The following is a 19533-nucleotide window of genomic DNA, read 5'->3' on the forward strand; positions in this document are numbered from 1 at the left end:
TACGCGGCATTGTGAAGCTGTTGTGTGGTTGGAGATGAATTAACCTAAATATAAGGCACAACTATAATTAAAAATTTATAGTTGTGTTTTTTTATTGAGTATTAATGATGTATAATCGTTTTAGAAAATAATGGATAACGTTAAGGGGGAAGAAATTTGGTAGAAAAATCAAAGAGTGGAGTTTTACTAAATACAGATTATAAAGACTCATTGATTATTGATAAATATAATTCTGAATTTAAACGCTGGAGAGAGATGAAACTTGAGCAGTTAAAAAGTGAAAATAGTGAAGACGCTATTACTTGGAATGTTTTTCGGAGTTTTGAACAAATTGATCCAAAAAGCTGGCTAGCACAGTTATTTAAAAAATCTTTTCAAAAAGAAATCAGGTATAAACTTGAGTTTATAGATATCCGTTTATGGGAAAAGTTAAATCCCCCTAAAAGTCTTCCTGTACCAGAAGGTCAATCGGAAATTGATATTATTATAGAATCTGACGAATTTGTTTGGTTTATAGAAGCAAAATACAAGAGTGATATTAGTATGAACACTACTCATGATTCAGAAAGAAATCAAGTAATTCGTAATATTGACGTTGGTTTAGAATATGTTAAGGGGAAAGACTTTTATTTTTCATTACTAATATTAAATGAAAAATATTCTCCTAATGGACTCTCAATTACAAATGAATATAATAACTCCATTAGATTAATGAAAGACCTTAAACATCGTAATTCTGAACTATCCAAACTGAGAGGAATTGGTATTTTAACCTGGCAAGACATCCTTAACATATTTTCTGAAGTTAATAGTTCCACAATTAATGAGTTTGAAAGAATGATAGCTAAACAAGCCAGTACATGGTTAACAAATAAAATTAGTGGTAATCATAACAATATTCCTAAAAATGGGGACATATAGGTATTCTCTTTCAAGAGTTTGGGAGCCAGATAAAGAAAAGGTAGTTTTTATTTGCTTAAATCCAAGTACAGCTGATGAAAACATAGACGATCCAACATTAAGAAGGTGTATAGATTTTGCTAAAAGATGGTCTAATGGAAAATATGGATGGTTAGAAATTGTTAATTTATTTGGATAAAGAACTAAACAGTGTTTTTCATTCGCTTTTTTAGCAGCTACTGTGAAATTTAACACCGTATTTCTAGTGAAGTCGTGGGGAATGATATCCTCTTCCATTGCATCTTTAACGCATGCCCGAATATGGGTATTCACCTTTTATAAGTACACGCGCTTCTTGTGCTAACAGGGCAGGATATTTTGAGGATCATTGAAGTAACTATTCTGGGCTTTCTTCTAAAAAGGTGATATTAATTTTTTGTTGAAAGCTTAAAAGGCATTTTGATTTTAAAACAAAAAACACCCTTTAAAATTTTACGTCAATAATCGACATGTTGATTGTACTCATTGCAAAACTTTGTAAATTAATAGTGCATACACACATGTTGTTACTATCTTGAGAATATAATAGACAAAATGCCACGTGCAATTTAAGCTTTTTAATTGATTTATTAAGGAATTAGGATGATGCGAAGGAGTGTGAAATTTGTCGATTTTAAATCCTCAATACGCGTTTTTAGAAGCTGATTTTCATAATCCTAATTTAACTCAAGCAGAACTGAAGTTTGAGAATATTTCTGAAGGGGTACGAAAAAATAATGAACTCCTAGGAAATACAAAAATAGCATTGAAACTAATACCACCTAACGTATATATAAAATTAAACTGGATGATAGGATGCCTCTCATTGATTCCAATAGATATTTATTGTATTGCGGCTTTGGTGGTAGCTAAATTCTTATAATAAAAGTTAAAACCGCCAATAAAACAATCTCCTTAGCATTTTTTCATATGAGTTAAAATCTTCTATAGATAGTACCTTCACTTTCAACTCTTACTTTTTTGCTTGACTAGCTTGTCACCGGTAAATTGAAATCGTTGGAGTCCTGGTCTTTTTGAACAACAAAGTTAATAAGCAAGTCTTCACCTGTAAGCTCCGTAAATATACCTTTAATCAAATGCATATAATGATTCTCAAGCCAGTCTCGAGCAAACGAATTTGGCGAAGTAATCGTCACAGTTGAGTCACTATCATTGTAGGACAGTAATTTTGTAGACTTAAGCCACGTTTCGAAGCTTGCTTTAGAAATTATTTGTCCAACTCGAGTCAGGACAACAATACAGAAGGTACAAATATAATGAAATGACCGAGGAAATTGCGAATCGATGCATTATTAAAGGCTATCCAGACGGCGCTTTTCCGACCAAATGCTAATGTAACACGTGCCGAAATGGCGAAAATGATGATACAAGCATTCGGCTTAACGTCAGGAGCCAATAGCTCGTTTAAGGATGTCGATCCATTGCACTGGGCGATTGGATATATTTATTCTAGCAGATCATAACATTGCACTAGGCGATGAAAACGGGGATTTTAGACCAAATGAAAACTTAACTCGCGCAGAAATTACAGCACTCATGTACCGAGCGCTTGGTTTATAAGTCCTGCTATTAGAGAGATGAAAGGGCTTAGGGCCGACGTAATATAAAATGATAAGAATCTGCTCATTTTCTTAGTTAGTAAGTGCATGTCTTGTAATGTCTACAAAGGAATTTGTTAACTTACAAGCTACAGGAACGAACGAGCAGGTTCTTTTTCGTTTGCAGTTGAAAAACGAAAGTAGAATAAGAAGTGCTTACATTATTGGCAGTAAAATTGCAAGGAAATCTATTATCAAAATATGCTCAAGAACCAGCAAAAGTTGATTTGTATGCTTTTGTGAGGTTTGTTAAAGTTATTAACTGTAACAAAGGCTATCCAATAATCTTTAGTATACCTTCAGTGCATTGAAAGGGATTTCTATGCAAATTTACTCCTTTTAGTTTTTTTCAAGTGTCTTTGAGTTACTAAGTAGAGGAGATAATGAACTATCGATTAATTGTCTTTGGGACAGTCACGCCTTTGTCTGTCTCTTAATAGTTATATTGGAAGAAAAGAGGTTAACCCATTGATAGAATACAAATTAGATAATAAAAATGAATTTATTAAATTAGTTCAATCTGAAATATTAACTTCTTCTGAGGTATTGGACGAATTACAAATATCTCGCCAGGCTTTAAGCTCACTTGTAAAGCGTGAAAAGTTAGTTCCAATAAAGGAATTAACTCGGGATCGTTTATTCTTAAAAGAAGATATTGAAAATCGAAAAGAAGCAGTTAAGGAGCTGCAAACAAAATATAGACCATATGATAAATAAACACAAAAAGCCCAGACTCAAAAGTACTTAATATGCTCACTATTAGGTAGACAGATTAAAAAAATAAAATCTGTTTATCTAAGGGGAGCATTTTTTATGGACGAAGAAAACAGCCACTCGAGCTAAAACTACATATCCTTCAATTGTTCGAAGTAAGTCGCTATTCTATCTGCGATTTGTGTGAAAGGTTTTCATTAGATCATCAACTTTTTATAGCTGGAAAATGAAATATGAAACTAGTTGACGAGAAGAATTAAGAAGCTACTTCATGTAAATTCTATTTAAAAAAATTAAAAATTAGCGTCTGTGGAAGACTCAATGGAATTATTTACAGATGGAGGTGTTAGCGAAATATGAGATTAGCAGTACCTCAGTTTTAAAAAAGGGGGTGCCCGTTTTTTATTGTTTCGGAACCCTTGATACTAAAGAGATTAGAATTATGAAATTAACTCGAGTATATAAATTAATTCTCATTTTTAAAACCATTTTGGGAGGTATAGCTGCTGAAGACGATGGGGGATAGCAACATTCCCGAAAACACGAGAACTTACCAAATAGAGGGATGATTGAATAAAAATATTATGTAAACTATGTGAAGGAATTCAAATATTTGATATGGAGTGCAATAATCCATGAGCATCCAAAATAGTATGTAATCCTTACACCTTTCATTGTATTTACTTCTTTAAATAGTGGATTGTCAAAACAGTATATCCGCAATAACAATCATACTCACAAGTAAGGGGCCAACAGAAAAAAATCACCCATGTCATGACGAGTGATTTTTGAAAATCTATTAAATGTTTAGGTTCATAACAATTTGCTCGCCAATAGGGCCCATTCTTCTTTCACCGTTATCGACAAAGCCAACTTTTAAATACAAATTTTGAGCGGGAATATTTTTATGATTAACGACTAAAACGACTTCATTACAATCTTTAAATTTTCTTTTAATAAATTCAGACAGTGCCAGCATCCCTTTTTTGGCGTACCCATTTCCTTGTTGTTTATGGTCAATAGATAATGCAGTAAGTAGCATAGCTTTTGGATTATTAGAGTACTCTTTTACTCGTTCTGTTGTGTGCAGAACAAAAAATCCTACGGGTACATGGTCACTCAGAATAACAATCGGATATTGTCCAACCATTTCTATGGAAATCTCTTTTGGAAGGGCAGTAAACTGACTTTGTTCTTCCGGAAGCTCAAAATCATTCAATATATCCACATACTCTTCAGAGAAATGTACTAATTCAATGGTGTTCGTTATTTGCATAAAATTGCCTCCTTTTTTATTATTCTAATACAGGAACAAACGTTCGTCAATAGACTTGATTTATAAATGATATGTATTCAACTTCAATTTGATGGTGAACGATCTTAACCAACACGTATATATTTAAAGAAATGACAAACAAATTGGGGGAATGAAAAATGGTTTTACTTAAAGGCTGTTTTCGTATAGATTGTTGCTCTCTTGAAAATACTGAATATGGTTGAATATAATGCATTTTCAGGAGGCGTTCAATAATGTGGAGATATGTATATGAAGCAGTCGGAGAATTAGGAAAAGCAGATCAACTAGCCTTATTTAAGGCAATGAAACAAGATCTATATCCAAAAGAAGAAAATAAAATGGAAGAATTACTTCCTAAGATCAAGGAGTCTCGCTTTTCGTCTGGTTTAGGTTGTCTTCATTGTGGAAGTACTGCCGTAAAACGTAATGGTAAATATCGTTCTAGACAAAGATATTTATGTAAGGATTGTGGAAAAACATTTAATGATATGACAAATACGCCTTTTTCAGGTTCGCGTTATCCGGAAAAATGGATTGAATACATTAAAATGATGATAAACGGTGTTACATTACCGAAGATTTCAGACTCTTTAAAAATTCATATATCTACCGCTTTTTATTGGAGACATAAGATTTTAAACGCTTTAGGAAGTCACGGCTTCAACCAATTATCTGGCATCATTGAAAGTGATGAGACTTTCTTTCGTGAATCTTTAAAAGGTCGTAGATTTACACATCGTAAACCAAAAAAACGAGGAGAAAAGGATGAAAAACGAGGGATTTCAAATCAGAAAATTGCTGTAGTTGTAGCACAAGATCGAAATAACAATATTATTGCGAGGATGGCGGGTAGAGGTCGTGTAAAAGCAGAAGAAATTGATGGGGTTATCGGGGATTATATAGCCCATTCTTCTTTGTTATGCACGGATACCGCTACCAATTATAAAAAATTTGCAGCAGCAAAAAATCTTAAACACGAAACAGTTAATCTTAATCAAAATCAACGAGTAAAAAAAGAAATATTCCATATACAACACGTTAATAACTTCCATCGCCGTTTGAAAGGATGGATGGAACGATTTCAGGGCGTTGGTACGTATTATTTGGATAGTTACCTTTACTGGTATCGTTGGCTTGAGTTACATAAAAACTTGGCATTTGAAAATCGGGTAGAGCAAATGCTTATTTCAACTTGTCAAAAATCTAACTATTTCACAATTGAAGCAATAAGAAAAGGCAAAGAGCACCATTTATCAGATGCTTTTTAAGCGGATTCAGTGGTTTACTGTTATTCAATTAGCGAAGCAAAAAGAGGTTTTCGCTGAATTAATATGGTTAATTTGATAAAAGGTGGAATTTTTTATTGTTTCTCCTTATAATATAATATACGCTATATAAGCGTGTGTTTTTATACTACTAGATTTTTTGTAAGTAAAAGTGTGGGGTGATTAATTGAATTTTATTACTTGGTCAATTATTGCAGCAGAAATTGGGTTTTGGATTGTTATAATACTCGGTCTAACTTTACGTTATGTTTATAACTATAAAAAAATGGGATCGTTCTTTTTATTTCTAACACCCGTGATTGATTTGTTTCTGTTAATCGTAACTGCTATGGATCTATTAAAGGGTGGAAATGCAACTACGTCTCACGCAATTGCTGCTATCTATTTAGGTGTGTCAATTGCTTTTGGAAAGAGTATCGTTCGTTGGGCTGATGAAAGGTTCTTATACTACATAAAAAAAGAGGGAACAAAACCTGCAAAAAAGACTGGTTTCGCATATGCTCGTAATTCTTTGAAAGGGTCTTTTCAGCATTTATTTGCATATATCATCGGAGCAGGATTTTTATTAATATTGATATACCTAGTAAATGATGCGGAGCGTAGTTCTAAACTTTTTGAAACACTAAAAGTATGGTCTTTAGTACTGGGAATTGATTTTATCATATCTATTTCATATTTCATTTGGCCACGAGGAAAATAGTTATTTTACATAGAAGTAAGTAAAATATTTTAAAAATAATGAATGTTTTTTCTTCAACTAACCAGAGCTTTCGTTAAATTTTCGATTCACGAAATATCAAAACTAAAAGACAGATTTAATCTACACATTTTGTAGATTAAATCTGTCTTTTAGTTTTAACAGCAACAATCTTTGAGAAAACAGCCTACTTAAATATAAAGTAGAGGAAAACGAGCTAACAATGTTAAAAGAAGTTTATCAATCGGTAGGATGGATGAAACATGACGAACGGATCATAAAAAAAGTTTTCAATGCAAGTACACACCAAGTTTTCGCAGTAAAAGATAAGCGAATTATAGGTTTTGCGAGAGCTCTTTCAGATGGTGTATTCAATGCAGCTATATATGATGTTGTAGTACATAAAGATTATCAAGGAAGAGGGATTGCTAGAACCCTTTTAGAGGACATCATTCACCAATTAGAAGATGTTTCTTGTATTCAATTAATTGCAACAACAGGAAATGAACCTTTTTACGAAAAGATCGGCTTTAACAAATTGAAAACGGGTATGGCCATATACAAAAATCAGCAACTAGCCGAGGAGTATTTGGAAAGTAAAAATCCTTTAAGAGGAGAATGATTTGAGTGAGCCCTTTTTCATTACAAAACAAGCTGTAGCGTACGGCATCGCTACAGCTCAATTTTGACTTACTTAGGTTAGTCAGTAAAGGGATTATATCACATAATAGGGCAAACTAAAAATAACAACAGCTAACTTTGATGAGTATTTAAACACAAGGCAAACTATCAAAGAAATCATAAAAACTTGTTCTCTTTTAGTAGGTCAAAGTTAAGAAAAAAATGAAATTTCCCTTGTCAAAATAGGAATATTCGTTCTATTGATGTAAATCTTCGACAAATAATTCTAAACGAAATTCTATCATTATTCTCCTTTCGCTTCCATATGTACAGTTTGAAATAAATATACAAATCACAAAAATCCGAACGCTAATTATGTAATGTAAGTGTTAAATAAAAAAATATTATTTATCCTTGAAGCTCCTATAAACACTAAGGAAGGACGAAATTAAAAGACTAAACTGCAATTTCCTCTACATAAGAATACAAATAAAATCATATAAATGAAGGTAGCAGAAAAATAGATTCTACAATCAATTGATTTATCCTCATTCAGCAAATGTTTTTTGTAACGAAAGCGCAAAGGCACTTACAGAAGACTTTCACCTCTGAAGGTGGTGACATGAAGCGGATGTGGTTCCTGAAAAATTAAGAAAATCTTAAGTTTCTGCTAAGAAAAAATTCAATATTATTTTATATATTTATAAATAAAGGAAATTAATGAAACCATTTGAATATTTAAAACGTATTGGTAGTAGGAGAGAATATTGAAGTAGGTGAGGAAATGGCATACACCATTTACATAGTATTAACAAAAACAGGTACATTATTATCAAAAGCTATAGGCATGTATACTGGAAAAGAGATGAATCATGCGTCCATTGCTTTTGATGAGGAGCTTTTTGAAATGTATAGCTTTGGACGTAGACAACTAAACAATCCGTTAAGTGGGGGTTTTTTGCAAGAAGATGCAGACAGAGGGCTATTTGAAACAGCTGATTGTGTAATTTATCGTTGTAAAATATCTCGCTATCAATACTTAGAGATGATGAAAATCGTACGTTATATGTATTGGAATCGCGATCGCTATAAATATAATTTTATTGGGCTCTTTGGCGTAATGATGCAAAAGGAGGTCCGAAGAGAGCGTGCTTATTTTTGCTCACAATTTGTGGCGACGCTTTTAAAGGTTGGTGGGCTGAAAGTTTGTCAAAACCCAGCATTAATGACACCTCATTGTATCACACAATTGCCTTATTTAGAAAAAGTATATGCTGGAAAGCTTGCAGACTATTTACAAAGTGTACGTTCACCAGCAATGTTATACGGTTAAGGAGAAACCTCGAATTATTCAGATATTTTTTACCCTCGCTATTATAACGCCTTGGCGCATTTAGATATCCACCAAGGCTCCATAGGTCCATGTCGCTAAAAAATGTTGTTGGAAGCAATGCTTAAGTCCTGATAATTTACTCGATGTCCATCACCGATTCATGAAAATAAATCTATTCTGTTATAAAATTAAAGGTAGTCAAGTTGGGTATTATTCTCTTTTGAGTATATTATATACTTTATAGTAGAAATCATAATTAAATTAAAAACATATATAACGAATAATCGGGCATTAGGTGAAAACAGAATGTTAGTAGCCTGGAAGAGCGAAAGACCAAAGAAACGAGTCCGTAAATTAAGGTAAATACTCGATAATCGAAAATACATAGGAGGCGTTATTATGAGCGAAGAAGTAAATGCATCTGGCTGGGATGCGATTGATCAGGAACTATTAAAAGTTTACGGTAATCAGGAGCCGAAGCATTATGGAACCGTTATTCCATATTTATTAGGAGGCGAAGATCCACTTGAAGGAATCAGTGCCTATAAGAGTGAGACACCAGTTCCACACTGGCATTTTGTAACTTATGGATTTTCTGAGTTATATGAAAAAGAAACAGAAGACGCTGACTACAGCGGATATGGGTTTGAGTTAACATTTCGCCTTGCCCGAAATGAAGATGAGGAAGAGCCACCAGCATGGGCGTTAAATTTGCTACAAAACATGGGAAGATATGTTTTTGACAGTGGCAATGTTTTTAGATCAGGTGATTATTTGGATGCAAACGGTCCAATCTGCCAAGGTGCTGACACGCTTTTAACGGCGCTTGCATTTACGTTAGATTCCGAGTTGTTTGCTATTGAGACACCAAATGGACAACTGGAGTTTATTCAAATGGTAGGTATTACAGACGATGAGCTCGAGGCCATGCAAACTTGGAATACAATTGGAGTGCTAAATGCAGGTTTAGAGTATATCCCGAACTATGTGACTGATTTATCTCGTGCATCTCTTTTACAGATTTCATCCATTGCCGAAGCGGTAGAAAAAGGAATGGTGGAAGAAGGCTCTAATACCGGCTATTTATTTGTGGACCAACTAGCTTGGGAGCAGGGGAAAAAGGGATTATTCAGCAAGCAGCCAAATAAGTTAACGCTAGGCGCAAAGCAAGCGGGAATAATCGGCAAACTATTACGCGGACGGATATTAAAAGGGAAAAGCCTGACGCTAGTTGGTCGAGAAATCCGAGTTGTATTTGAGCCAGGAGAAAAATGTGGCTATAAAGTGGATGAAGCGGATGTTATCATAACTTTAAATGAAACGGCTGTTATGGAACTCAATCAATGCTTAATGCCGCGAGAAAAAGAATTTGAATTGTCTTCTATACTGGGGCTTTCAATCCTCATTAAAAAAACATATATTAAAGATCAGCAAGGAAACATTGTAGAAACAATCGGATGATAGAAAATAGTCTCCCGCTAAAAACGAACACCATATCCAAATGATATGATTTTGGGTTCGTATAAAAGTGGGAGATTTTTTTATTAATAGAAACGTGGAAAGTTGCTGAATGAAATGAGATAGGATTAATTATAGGGGGATACATATGGATTGGGCAGGGGTTAGTTAAATCTAAAGATATTAAGTTTATACGCGTTTACGGAAAAATGAAAATCTCTTTAGAATAAGAACACTTCGATAAACTAAGGTAATCGCACGGAGGAAGGTAAGTATAAAGGTAGCTATGAGTTTTCTTCAACTTTGATTGAAATTTTTTCCGGAAAATTAATCATACTGCAATGTTCAACCTTATCGTTAAACCTTTTCTGCTATAATTAATGACAATATGGATAGGGGTGATAAAAATGCAGATCGTTACAATTGAAGGCGTTCCATATGATTGGTTGAAGCAATTACAAGAAATTCATGCACATGTATTTGATGGAGCAAATCTACCACTAGAAAAACTTGAAAGTAAAGAAGGCCTCATCTGTTTACTAGCAGTAGAAAATGAAGATATCATAGGCTTTAAACTAGGATACACACATCCGGATGGTGTTTTTTATAGCTGGTTAGGTGGTGTTCATGAAAAAAAGCGTAGTCAAGGAATTGCCAGTCAATTAATGAAGCGGCAGCATGAACATCTACAGGCACTTGGCTTTAAAAAAGTTCGTACATATGGTAGAAATGAGCGAAAAGCAATGCTCATAACAAATCTTAAACACGGATTCGATATTATCTCAACTTTTATAGATAAAAAAGATCGACATAAAATAGTATTTGAAAAAACATTGGAATAGGAGTTTTATTATGAAGGCATACTTAGCAAATGGATTATTTTCTTTAGGAGATCGTTTAGTTAACGAGCAACTCGCTGCGGCAATTAGAGAGGCAGTACCCGGTATTGAATTATATGTGCCACAGGAGAATGATGCGATAAATGATAAAACGGCATATGCAGATAGTTTGGCGATTGCGCAAGCAGATTTAGAGATGCTGCAAAATAGTGATGTATTAGTAGCCGTTTTAGATGGCGTTGAAATTGACTCAGGTGTGGCAGCAGAGATTGGTGCATTTGCGATGCTAAATCGACCAATCGTAGGCGTATTTACAGATGTTCGTCAACAAGGCCGTGACAATATGATGAAAATAGAGGCACTTGTACGGGACGGAATTGAAAATCAGTTTGTTTATCGCAATTTATTTGTTATTGGCTTGATTAAGCGCACGGGAGTTATTACGACTTCCATTACTGAAGCTGTTAAAGCCGTTCAAAATTATAAAAAATAGGAGGAGTTTTGTATGTTACTATCAACAACAGATATTGTAGCGGGAAAAGAAATTGTAGAAACTATAGGTTTAGTAAAAGGTAACTCTGTACAATCAAGAAATATTGGTCGCGATATGATGGCGGGACTTCGCAATATTGTCGGAGGAGAGATGAAGGAGTATGCAGAAATGCTCGTTCGATCTCGAGAACTTGCCACGAAAGATATGGAGGAAGAAGCAAGACGACTAGGAGCAAATGCAATTGTTGGGGTAAGGTTTTCTACTTCATCCGTTATGGATGGCACATCAGAAGTATTAGCATATGGAACTGCAGTAAGAGTAAAGGAATAATCCGCTAAAGACTTCAATTAACAAGATTTTTAATTGTGTTGAAAAATCAAATGGTCAATGAAATTTTGTGCATGCTGTCCAAAAAAATGAGAGTAATTTCTGTTTCGGGCTACTCACTTTCGCACATATATAATGTTAAAATTTCGCTTTATCACAATTGATTCTATGTAAAGTGGTTGATTGGAGTGAAGGCTGGACGCCCCCAGGGAAGCGCCCAGCCGGAACGGAGATCAACCCCTAGCTTTGCCTAAGGGTCAGACTTTATTCAATGTGACACCTTATTTCATTGACATAATAACGAAGGACTTCAATCACCAAGGTTGAAGTCCTTTTTATCTATCAATGCGGAATTAACTGTAAAAATAAAGTGAATTATAACAAAAGTATAGTATGTAGTGGCAATAATACCAATAAAATAGAAATTTAGTAGTTAAAAGGACTAATAGTGTCCAACTCTTTTTGTATAATAGAGAAGTAACTTTGAAGAGAGAGTGGGATATATGGTAGATTCACAACAAAACAAGGGCTATCGCGTCATTTCGATGTTTGACAGACTGATGGATGGTCAAGGGATTAACAAAAAGCAAGAAGCATTTACACATAATGTTGGTGAAAAAACCATACAACGGGATTTGAATGAAATTCGAGCGTATCTAGAAAAAGCTAAATTGGATAGCCATTTAGAATATGTGCGAACAGAAAATGTGTACAGACTGACAAATAAAGGGGAAAGTATTTTATCGAAGGAGCAAGTTTTAGCGATTGTTAAAATTCTTATCGAATCAAGAGCACTGCTGAGATCAGAAATGAGCGATATTATAGATAAGCTTATTTCAATTGTTGCAGCCGATAAGCAAGAGTTTATTCACAATATTATTTTAAACGAAAAGCATTTGTACGTAGATTTAAATCATAAAAAGTCTCTATTGCATTTAATTTGGGATCTTTCAGAGGCGGTTCAAAAAAAGAAAATCATTAAAATTGATTATTTACGTGAAGGCGAAACAATTCCTACAGAAAAGATTTTAAAACCACTCGCCGTCATTTTCGCAGAATACTACTTTTATTTAATTGCTTATGATAATAAGCACGAAAAGGATTTGCCCATTGTCTATAGAGTCGACCGAATACAACATTTTCTTGAGCTTGATAAAAAATTTCAAATACCATATGCCGAACGTTTTCAAGAAGGAGAATTTCGCAAACGTATTCAGTTTATGCACGCTGGCGAGCTGATGCGTATGAAATTTATCTTTAAAGGAACATCTCCGCAAGCTGTATTAGATCGCTTACCAACAGCAAAAATATTATCTAATAAAGATGGGCAATATTTATTTGAAGCAGAAGTGTTTGGACATGGCATTAAAATGTGGCTGCTGAGCCAAGGAGCAAACATTGAAGTGTTAGAGCCAATTGAGCTTAGAGAAGAGATCATTGATACGATTCAATCGATGCAGCAAAATTATCGCTATATATAAAAACAAAAGCTTTCCTAAAATAAAAGGTAAAAAATCCGCATAGAATCTAATCGCAGCGGATTTTTACCGTTCAGAATGGATGTTTTCTCAAAAGAGATCCTCAAAAAAGGCCATCTTAATATCATCTAAAAACTTGTAATCTTTCATATAGTTTTCCTCATACAAATAAACGAATAAATGCTTTGAGTCATCTAATCGTAAACCAATTTCTCGTTTATCATTATTACGTAGTGTTAACCAATAAGCCTCGTCATAATCTGAATTGGAAAAATAGACTTTTCGAAGCGGTTGATCTTCAAGTTGCTGCATTATTTGATTGATTGTAGCTACATCTGTAATAGTGATTGTTTTGTTATCAGAGGAACGGATCAATTCAATTTCTTTAATTTGTTCAATATTAAATCGGTCAATTACCTCCTTATCAAAAGTTGAATCGCGGGTTAAAAAGATAGTTGAAGCAAATAAGATGATAAGAGGTAATAAGATACCGATTAATATTTTATATCGTTTTTTCATGTTCAAACTCCTTGAATTCTAAAAATTCACACATATGTATTCTTTTCCACGCTATAATTGAGCATATACTGAATGGGTAAAGGATGGCAATCAAATGACACAAAATTATGAAGAAAAAGAGATATTGTATCCAGATGGTACATTAATGTATCGTGGCGGTGTGAAGAAAAATGACTTTGGTCATGACATTTATGATGGTAAGGGGACGCTATTTGACCAAGAAGGTGAGCTGTTATTCGAGGGAGAATTCGTCAAACATATGAAGCAAGGTAACGGCATCATGTATTTAAAAGGACAAATGATTTACCAGGGCGAATTTATTCAAAATAAAAAACAAGGTAATGGTATTTTATATAAGGATGGTCAGGCATATTACGAGGGACATTTTCGTAATGATTTAATGGAAGGTTACGGGATTTTATATTATGAGGAAGATGTAATTGCCCCATTTGAAGAGCTTCGTGAACAGTATCCGCATTTAAATCAGCCACAATATGAGGGTGATTTTGTCCATGGCATGAAGAAAGGCAAGGGAAAACAATACTATCCAAGTGGTTTTTTACAATATGAAGGTGATTTTATATGGAATCATATGCAAGGTGCAGGAAAGCTTTACTATGCACCAGAATCGCCAAGTGCTGAGGAGCTAGCAAATGGTGTGACATCCCTTCAGTATGAAGGCTATTTCTTTGAGGATATGAAACATGGAAAAGGTAAGAACTATTCCAGACAAGGTACGCTTGAATCGGAGGGGCAATTTAAAGAGGATGCTATGACAGGACATGGTACTCTTTATTATGCTAATGGACAGGCTTCCTATATAGGAGAACTTGTAAATGGAGAAAAGCACGGTCGAGGAGATTATTTTAATGAAGAAGGGAAAATTATTTATAGCGGTGAATTTATTAACGGTGAACGTTTACGAATAACACCTGAAATAGAGCGAGAGATTGAAAAATTACAGAAGCAGCTTGATGGTCTTGTGGGACTTCCAAATGCCAAAAAGGAATTACATAATCTTATTAATTTCATTAAAATTCAAAGTTTGCGTGTCGACCATGGTTTAACAAGCTTCCCTATAACATATCATTTAGTGTTCTCTGGAAATCCAGGTACAGGAAAAACAACAGTGGCTCGTATCATAGGCCAAATATATAAGCATCTTGGTGTACTTTCAAGCGGGCATTTTGTGGAAACAGATCGTGCAGGCTTAGTAGCAGGATATGTTGGTCAGACGGCATTAAAGGTCCAGGAAGTCGTGAATAAAGCAAAAGGCGGTGTGCTTTTTATTGATGAAGCATATTCACTCATCAATGATAAACAAGACGCATTTGGAAAAGAAGCGATTGATAGCCTATTAAAGGCGATGGAGGATTTACGCGATGATTTAGTTATTATCGTTGCTGGTTATACAGAGCTTATGGAGGAATTTCTGCTTGCCAATCCAGGTTTTAAATCCCGCTTCAATCATTTTGTGCAGTTTGATAATTTTAGCACAGATGAGCTGTATGATATTTTTGCCATGCTTTGTAAAAATAATGATTACCAGTACGGCGACGTATTTGCACACCATATGAAGGAGCAATTGCATCAAATTCCAGTCGAATCAATTCCAAACTTTTCGAATGGTCGTTATATCCGAAACTTATTTGAAAAGCTCGTGACCATTCAATCTAACCGCCTAATTCAACAGAAAAATATTACGAAAGAAGAATTAATGGAATTTACCGAGGAAGATATTTTACTAGGCATAGCAGAAAATCTATTTGATAATACATTTTAGTTGGTGTGAATAATGGTCAAGGTAAGTTAAAAACCTTGGCTTTTCCTGCTGATAAATAGGAAAAGAGGAATAATAATGAAAAAACTTGTGTCGATAATTTTAGTTTGTGCTTGTATTTTACCAAGGGTGATGACGATTAATGTTACGATTAACAACAACATTAAAGTTCATAAAAATAATCAGAATGAATAATTGACAAAAAATGAAAATAATTGTAATCTAACGTAAAACATACGCTACCGTATTTTATTGGAGAGATGACATGCAATTAACGAGGGAAGATTGGATAAAAGCAGGATTGCAACAATTAGCTGATGAAGGAATACATAAAGTTCGCATCGAAGCACTTGCTCGATTGCTAAAAATAAGCAAAGGGAGCTTTTATCACTATTTTCGTGACCATCAAGAGCTGTTAGATTCTATGCTCGACTATTGGGAAATACATGCAACAAAGCTAATTGTTCAAAGTATGGAGCAACAGGATGCCTCATTAGAACAGCTATTACAGATTAGTTTTAATCGAGATAAAAAAATGGAGATTGGCATCTATACTTGGGCTAAATATGACCCGGTTGTGGCAGCCCGTTTAGTGGATATTGAAGAACAGAGAATTTCTTGTGTTGCAAAATTGTATCAAAAAATCGGCATAGACGAGACTGAATCAATAGATCGAGCGAGACTTGCCTATTTAACGTATGTAGGATGGATGACAAGGTTCGAAGCAAATTCTAATTTTGATATTGATAGAATGCTTGAGCTTTTAATACACGATAACAGGTGTGTTGATTAACCATTTTGATCTATTGGAATTAATTCGAAGACGTTGATTTCCGCTACAATCAGTTAAAAATGGGCATACATTAGCATAATATCAAAAAAAATCCTTTTATCGGTTAATAAATAAACCTATATTTTTCTAATCAACATCCTGACTTGATAATAAACGTCCCTAATATGGTTATAAAACCTGAAGGGACAAAATTTTTACTTTAACATACGGTATAGTATGTTTTGCTTGAGTTTACGATATTGGGGGGCGAAAAAATGAAATTACTTTTAATATTAATGACTGTAGGGCTTCTGTGGTTGATCAGTTTGTTGCATATCTATTGGGCTTTTGGTGGTCGTTGGGGTTCTGCTGTTGCTATTCCTGTAAAAGAGGGAGAGCAGAAACCTGTCTTTACTCCGAGAATATGGGGGACATTGTTAGTTGCCATTCTTATTCTACTGGCTAGTGTCATTATTGTTGTTCAAGGAGGTTATTTGCAAGGATTTCAAGCAAATGGTTTATCTAAAATCGGAAGTATTGTCTGTGCTTTCATTTTCATTATTCGGGCAGTCGGTGATTTTAAGTATGTTGGATTTTTTAAAAAAATAAAACACTCTCAGTTTGCTAGGTACGATACTTGGCTTCACAGTCCATTATGTTTGTTTTTGGGATTTGTCTATATTATTCTGTTATTTTAATAGTAGTAATAACTAGGGAGGGAAGCAAAATTGAATCAAACGTTATACTTACTTCGACATGGTGAAACAGAATTTAATACACAAGGACGATACCAAGGAGAGCTCGATTCTCCATTAACAGTAGATGGTGTACATCAAGTACAACAAAATGCTCTAATGCTAAAAACTTTAATTGGAGATCCTAATGAATGGAAAATTGTGTCGAGTCCATTAGGAAGAGCAATGCAAAGCACGGAAATAATTTGTGAAACAATTGGATATGATTTGAAGAATGTTAAAAAAGACGATCGTTTAACCGAGGTTGCAGTGGGACAGTGGGCTGGGTTAACAACGACAGAAATCGAAAGTTCTTGGCCAAACCTTTTTCATAACACAGACGTATATAACTGGTATTTTAATGCGCCAAATGGAGAGGCTTATGACTCCGTAGTGAACAGACTAAGTGCTTGGCTAGAAGACATTCAACATATACCGAAAGTTATTGCTATTTCACATGGTCTAACAGGTCGTATTTTACGAGGAATTTATGCGGATTTGAAAAAAGAAGATGCACTGAAGCTAGAAGTATCCCAGGATGTATTTTTCAAATTAGAGAATAAAACCATAACGAGAATTTGTTCAGATTTCGATGATTTTTATTAGTGGCTCTGTAAAGTACAGTTGAATAGGAGGTATTTCATTGAAAGTAGATACTTTAAACGTAAATTATATAATTGATGGAGAAATCTCCGTCATACCAACAAAAATCCTTTACGAACAAACAGATGAAGACGAATTTCAAAACATTCATTTCGAAGTTTCAATGAATAATCACCTCATCCAATCTAAGATATCGGACTCTATTGAATATGCAATAAAGTTTTTACAGAAAGAACTTTCAAACAACATAGCTATTGCTTGTTGTCAATCTTGCCGACACGGTAATTTCAATCCATTCGGAGATTTAGAAAATGAAGTGTATTGCTTAAAAGAAATGACCCCTCAAAATCGGGATGAAGTCGTTAAAATCTTCTCTAAACATGATATATCTTTTCATACAAGAAGTCGGAAACTTCTTGATTTTTGTAAGGATTATAAACCTATATCTAATGACGAAAAATACACTTATAATGATTGGGGTTTAGAAGATTTATCTTAATTAAAATCTAAGCCAATATTCAAAATGGCATTATTAATACAAAATTAATGGAACCAATTAAATATCCCTAAATTTTTAATATAAAAGTCAACATTAAAATTTAACACAGCCTTATTAATAAAAATCAACCTTAAGAATTTCTTCATAAATTGCCTACAGGAATATTCATAAATGCCTCCTATTATAATGAATGGGAGGCGTTTTTTATGAAAAAATTTGTCTTATTTTGTTTTATATGTGCGGCTGCATGCCTTTTTTATTATACGAATTATACAACAACGGAACAAACGCAAATAGAGCTACCTTCGTTACATAGTAAAAATGCTTTGTTGCTGAATGAAAAAGGAGAAGTATTATACGAAAAAAATGCAGATGACATTATTTATCCAGCATCATTAACGAAAATTATGACAGCGATTGTTGCCATTGAAATGACTACTGATCTGCAGAAGAAAACAATCGTTAAACCACAAACGATTTCTAAATTTACTGCTCAAAATGCTTCCATGGCTGGCTTTAAGGCAGGAGATTTTGTAACGATAGAGGACTTATTATATGGCACACTGCTTGCTTCTGGAGCGGATGCTACAGGAACACTTGCCGATGCGATTGCAGATAGTGAAGAAGCATTTGTAACATTAATGAATAATAAAGCACATGAATTAGGGATGAACGATACCCATTTTGTGAATGCCAGTGGATTACATGATCCCACGCATGTTTCCAGTGTACGTGATATTAGTAAGTTATTTCGTTACGCTATTGAAAATCCTACCTTTTATCAAATTATGACTTCAAAAAGCTATATTACTCATGTACCAAATGAATTAACGATCACAAGCTCGCTTCTAACGAAAATACCAGGTGGGGAAGGTACAATATTGGGAGGAAAAACAGGCTACACACCTGAAGCTGGTCTTTGCTTAGCCTCTATTATCGAAAAAGATGGTAAACGTTATATTTTTGTGACGACTAATGCGAATGGGCAAGCTTGGACACCACCATTCCATATAGAAGATGCTCTTACAGCGTACGATGCGCTATAGGAGGAAAAAAATATGAAAAAAATAATAACTTTTTAATCGTTTCAACCGTCTTATGAAGAAGGTGCACTGCAAATGTACTCGAAAAAGGCGTCTTGGGAGCCTTTGATAAATGAAAGTCGGCAAAAAGCTATCACGGTATTCATGCTTGGGAATACAATCGATCAGTTTGATTTAAGAGGGGAGGTGCTAAATGCTCATTAAATAATTGCTTTTCATCAGCTATTGCCAACGCTATACAGGGAAGATTGAATGAAGAAAAGGTGAAAGATTTTTTTAAAAAGCACCTGTAAACAATTCAATAATATGCCGTTAATCCTAGCAACCATAAAACGTTAATAATGAAATTTTTATTCACAAAAACTAGTTGATTCTTACTATTTCCTGGTAGAATCTATTATTCTATAATTAGAGTCGAATCCTATACTTTTATAGAAAAAAACATATGAGAAAAGACATCCTGTGATGAAAAGGTCGGTGTA

Annotated in this window: 23 protein-coding genes and 1 pseudogene; 21 read left to right on the top strand and 3 right to left on the bottom strand. The window is 34.2% G+C overall.

What is annotated here, in order from left to right; all coding sequences use genetic code 11:
• The first annotated feature begins 156 nt into the window (after positions 1–156).
• The 3 genes from ACQKMV_RS04245 to ACQKMV_RS04255 all read left to right on the top strand — a co-directional run bounded on the left by ACQKMV_RS04245 (position 157) and on the right by ACQKMV_RS04255 (position 1822).
• Positions 157–921 (top strand): hypothetical protein, encoded by a 765-nt coding sequence (locus tag ACQKMV_RS04245; protein ID WP_427502514.1) that lies wholly within the window; start codon positions 157–159, stop codon positions 919–921.
• On the top strand, positions 908–1099 hold the full coding sequence (locus tag ACQKMV_RS04250; RefSeq protein ID WP_427502515.1) for a DUF1643 domain-containing protein: 192 nt from the start codon (positions 908–910) through the stop codon (positions 1097–1099). Before ACQKMV_RS04245 ends, ACQKMV_RS04250 begins: the two co-directional genes overlap by 14 nt.
• Before the next feature lie 465 nt (positions 1100–1564).
• Positions 1565–1822 (top strand): hypothetical protein, encoded by a 258-nt coding sequence (locus ACQKMV_RS04255; RefSeq protein ID WP_427502516.1) that lies wholly within the window; start codon positions 1565–1567, stop codon positions 1820–1822.
• Between the two features lie 118 nt (positions 1823–1940).
• Here ACQKMV_RS04255 and ACQKMV_RS04260 read toward each other — a convergent pair.
• A pseudogene (locus tag ACQKMV_RS04260) lies at positions 1941–2213 on the bottom strand (DnaA N-terminal domain-containing protein); the annotation flags it as partial.
• A 21-nt stretch (positions 2214–2234) separates the two neighbouring features.
• On the opposite strand from ACQKMV_RS04260, the gene ACQKMV_RS04265 reads away from it, so the two are divergent.
• The 3 genes from ACQKMV_RS04265 to ACQKMV_RS04275 all read left to right on the top strand — a co-directional run bounded on the left by ACQKMV_RS04265 (position 2235) and on the right by ACQKMV_RS04275 (position 3275).
• The gene (locus ACQKMV_RS04265; protein ID WP_427502517.1) at positions 2235–2423 is read left to right on the top strand and encodes an S-layer homology domain-containing protein; all 189 of its coding nucleotides are present in this window, start codon (positions 2235–2237) and stop codon (positions 2421–2423) included.
• On the top strand, positions 2371–2520 hold the full coding sequence (locus ACQKMV_RS04270) for an S-layer homology domain-containing protein (protein ID WP_427502518.1): 150 nt from the start codon (positions 2371–2373) through the stop codon (positions 2518–2520). Before ACQKMV_RS04265 ends, ACQKMV_RS04270 begins: the two co-directional genes overlap by 53 nt.
• Positions 2521–3026: 506 nt before the next feature.
• Positions 3027–3275 (top strand): DNA-binding protein, encoded by a 249-nt coding sequence (locus ACQKMV_RS04275; protein ID WP_427502519.1) that lies wholly within the window; start codon positions 3027–3029, stop codon positions 3273–3275.
• Positions 3276–4071: 796 nt separating this feature from the next.
• Here the strand turns inward: ACQKMV_RS04275 and ACQKMV_RS04280 are convergent.
• The gene (locus ACQKMV_RS04280; RefSeq protein WP_427502520.1) at positions 4072–4548 is read right to left on the bottom strand and encodes a GNAT family N-acetyltransferase; all 477 of its coding nucleotides are present in this window, start codon (positions 4546–4548) and stop codon (positions 4072–4074) included.
• 254 nt (positions 4549–4802) lie between these two features.
• Here ACQKMV_RS04280 and ACQKMV_RS04285 point away from each other — a divergent pair, with 254 nt between their 5' ends.
• The 9 genes from ACQKMV_RS04285 to ACQKMV_RS04325 all read left to right on the top strand — a co-directional run bounded on the left by ACQKMV_RS04285 (position 4803) and on the right by ACQKMV_RS04325 (position 13104).
• On the top strand, positions 4803–5837 hold the full coding sequence (locus ACQKMV_RS04285) for an IS1595 family transposase (protein ID WP_427502521.1): 1035 nt from the start codon (positions 4803–4805) through the stop codon (positions 5835–5837).
• A 184-nt stretch (positions 5838–6021) separates the two neighbouring features.
• Positions 6022–6555, top strand: coding sequence for a hypothetical protein (locus ACQKMV_RS04290; RefSeq protein WP_427502522.1), 534 nt, complete (start codon positions 6022–6024; stop codon positions 6553–6555).
• 220 nt (positions 6556–6775) lie between these two features.
• On the top strand, positions 6776–7174 hold the full coding sequence (locus ACQKMV_RS04295; protein ID WP_427502523.1) for a GNAT family N-acetyltransferase: 399 nt from the start codon (positions 6776–6778) through the stop codon (positions 7172–7174).
• A gap of 783 nt (positions 7175–7957) precedes the next feature.
• Positions 7958–8506, top strand: a complete 549-nt coding sequence (locus ACQKMV_RS04300; protein WP_427502524.1) for a hypothetical protein — start codon at positions 7958–7960, stop codon at positions 8504–8506.
• Between the two features lie 399 nt (positions 8507–8905).
• A complete protein-coding gene (locus ACQKMV_RS04305; RefSeq protein ID WP_427502525.1) occupies positions 8906–9967 on the top strand; it encodes a suppressor of fused domain protein in 1062 nt (353 codons plus the stop codon).
• 404 nt (positions 9968–10371) lie between these two features.
• On the top strand, positions 10372–10806 hold the full coding sequence (locus ACQKMV_RS04310; protein WP_427502526.1) for a GNAT family N-acetyltransferase: 435 nt from the start codon (positions 10372–10374) through the stop codon (positions 10804–10806).
• A 10-nt stretch (positions 10807–10816) separates the two neighbouring features.
• Positions 10817–11296, top strand: a complete 480-nt coding sequence (locus ACQKMV_RS04315) for a nucleoside 2-deoxyribosyltransferase (RefSeq protein ID WP_427502527.1) — start codon at positions 10817–10819, stop codon at positions 11294–11296.
• A gap of 12 nt (positions 11297–11308) precedes the next feature.
• Positions 11309–11626, top strand: coding sequence for a YbjQ family protein (locus ACQKMV_RS04320; RefSeq protein ID WP_427502528.1), 318 nt, complete (start codon positions 11309–11311; stop codon positions 11624–11626).
• A 500-nt stretch (positions 11627–12126) separates the two neighbouring features.
• On the top strand, positions 12127–13104 hold the full coding sequence (locus ACQKMV_RS04325; protein ID WP_427502529.1) for a helix-turn-helix transcriptional regulator: 978 nt from the start codon (positions 12127–12129) through the stop codon (positions 13102–13104).
• 87 nt (positions 13105–13191) lie between these two features.
• On the opposite strand, the gene ACQKMV_RS04330 is transcribed toward ACQKMV_RS04325, so the two are convergent.
• On the bottom strand, positions 13192–13620 hold the full coding sequence (locus ACQKMV_RS04330; RefSeq protein WP_427502530.1) for a hypothetical protein: 429 nt from the start codon (positions 13618–13620) through the stop codon (positions 13192–13194).
• 94 nt (positions 13621–13714) lie between these two features.
• On the opposite strand from ACQKMV_RS04330, the gene ACQKMV_RS04335 reads away from it, so the two are divergent.
• The 6 genes from ACQKMV_RS04335 (at position 13715) to ACQKMV_RS04360 (ending at position 19054) form a co-directional block, all read left to right on the top strand.
• Positions 13715–15403: an AAA family ATPase gene (locus tag ACQKMV_RS04335; protein WP_427502531.1), complete on the top strand. Its 1689-nt coding sequence runs from the start codon at positions 13715–13717 to the stop codon at positions 15401–15403.
• A 262-nt stretch (positions 15404–15665) separates the two neighbouring features.
• Positions 15666–16193 (top strand): TetR/AcrR family transcriptional regulator, encoded by a 528-nt coding sequence (locus tag ACQKMV_RS04340; RefSeq protein ID WP_427502532.1) that lies wholly within the window; start codon positions 15666–15668, stop codon positions 16191–16193.
• A gap of 254 nt (positions 16194–16447) precedes the next feature.
• A complete protein-coding gene (locus ACQKMV_RS04345; protein ID WP_427502533.1) occupies positions 16448–16870 on the top strand; it encodes a DUF3995 domain-containing protein in 423 nt (140 codons plus the stop codon).
• A gap of 30 nt (positions 16871–16900) precedes the next feature.
• Entirely contained in the window at positions 16901–17512 is a 612-nt protein-coding gene (locus tag ACQKMV_RS04350) for a histidine phosphatase family protein (RefSeq protein WP_427502534.1), read from the top strand.
• A gap of 37 nt (positions 17513–17549) precedes the next feature.
• Positions 17550–18008 (top strand): hypothetical protein, encoded by a 459-nt coding sequence (locus ACQKMV_RS04355; protein WP_427502535.1) that lies wholly within the window; start codon positions 17550–17552, stop codon positions 18006–18008.
• A 206-nt stretch (positions 18009–18214) separates the two neighbouring features.
• Positions 18215–19054: a D-alanyl-D-alanine carboxypeptidase family protein gene (locus ACQKMV_RS04360; RefSeq protein WP_427502536.1), complete on the top strand. Its 840-nt coding sequence runs from the start codon at positions 18215–18217 to the stop codon at positions 19052–19054.
• Positions 19055–19533 lie beyond the last annotated feature (479 nt).

Origin of the sequence: Lysinibacillus sp. NPDC094403, assembly GCF_050278745.1 — a bacterium.
Taxonomy (GTDB): Bacteria; Bacillota; Bacilli; order Bacillales_A; family Planococcaceae; genus Lysinibacillus.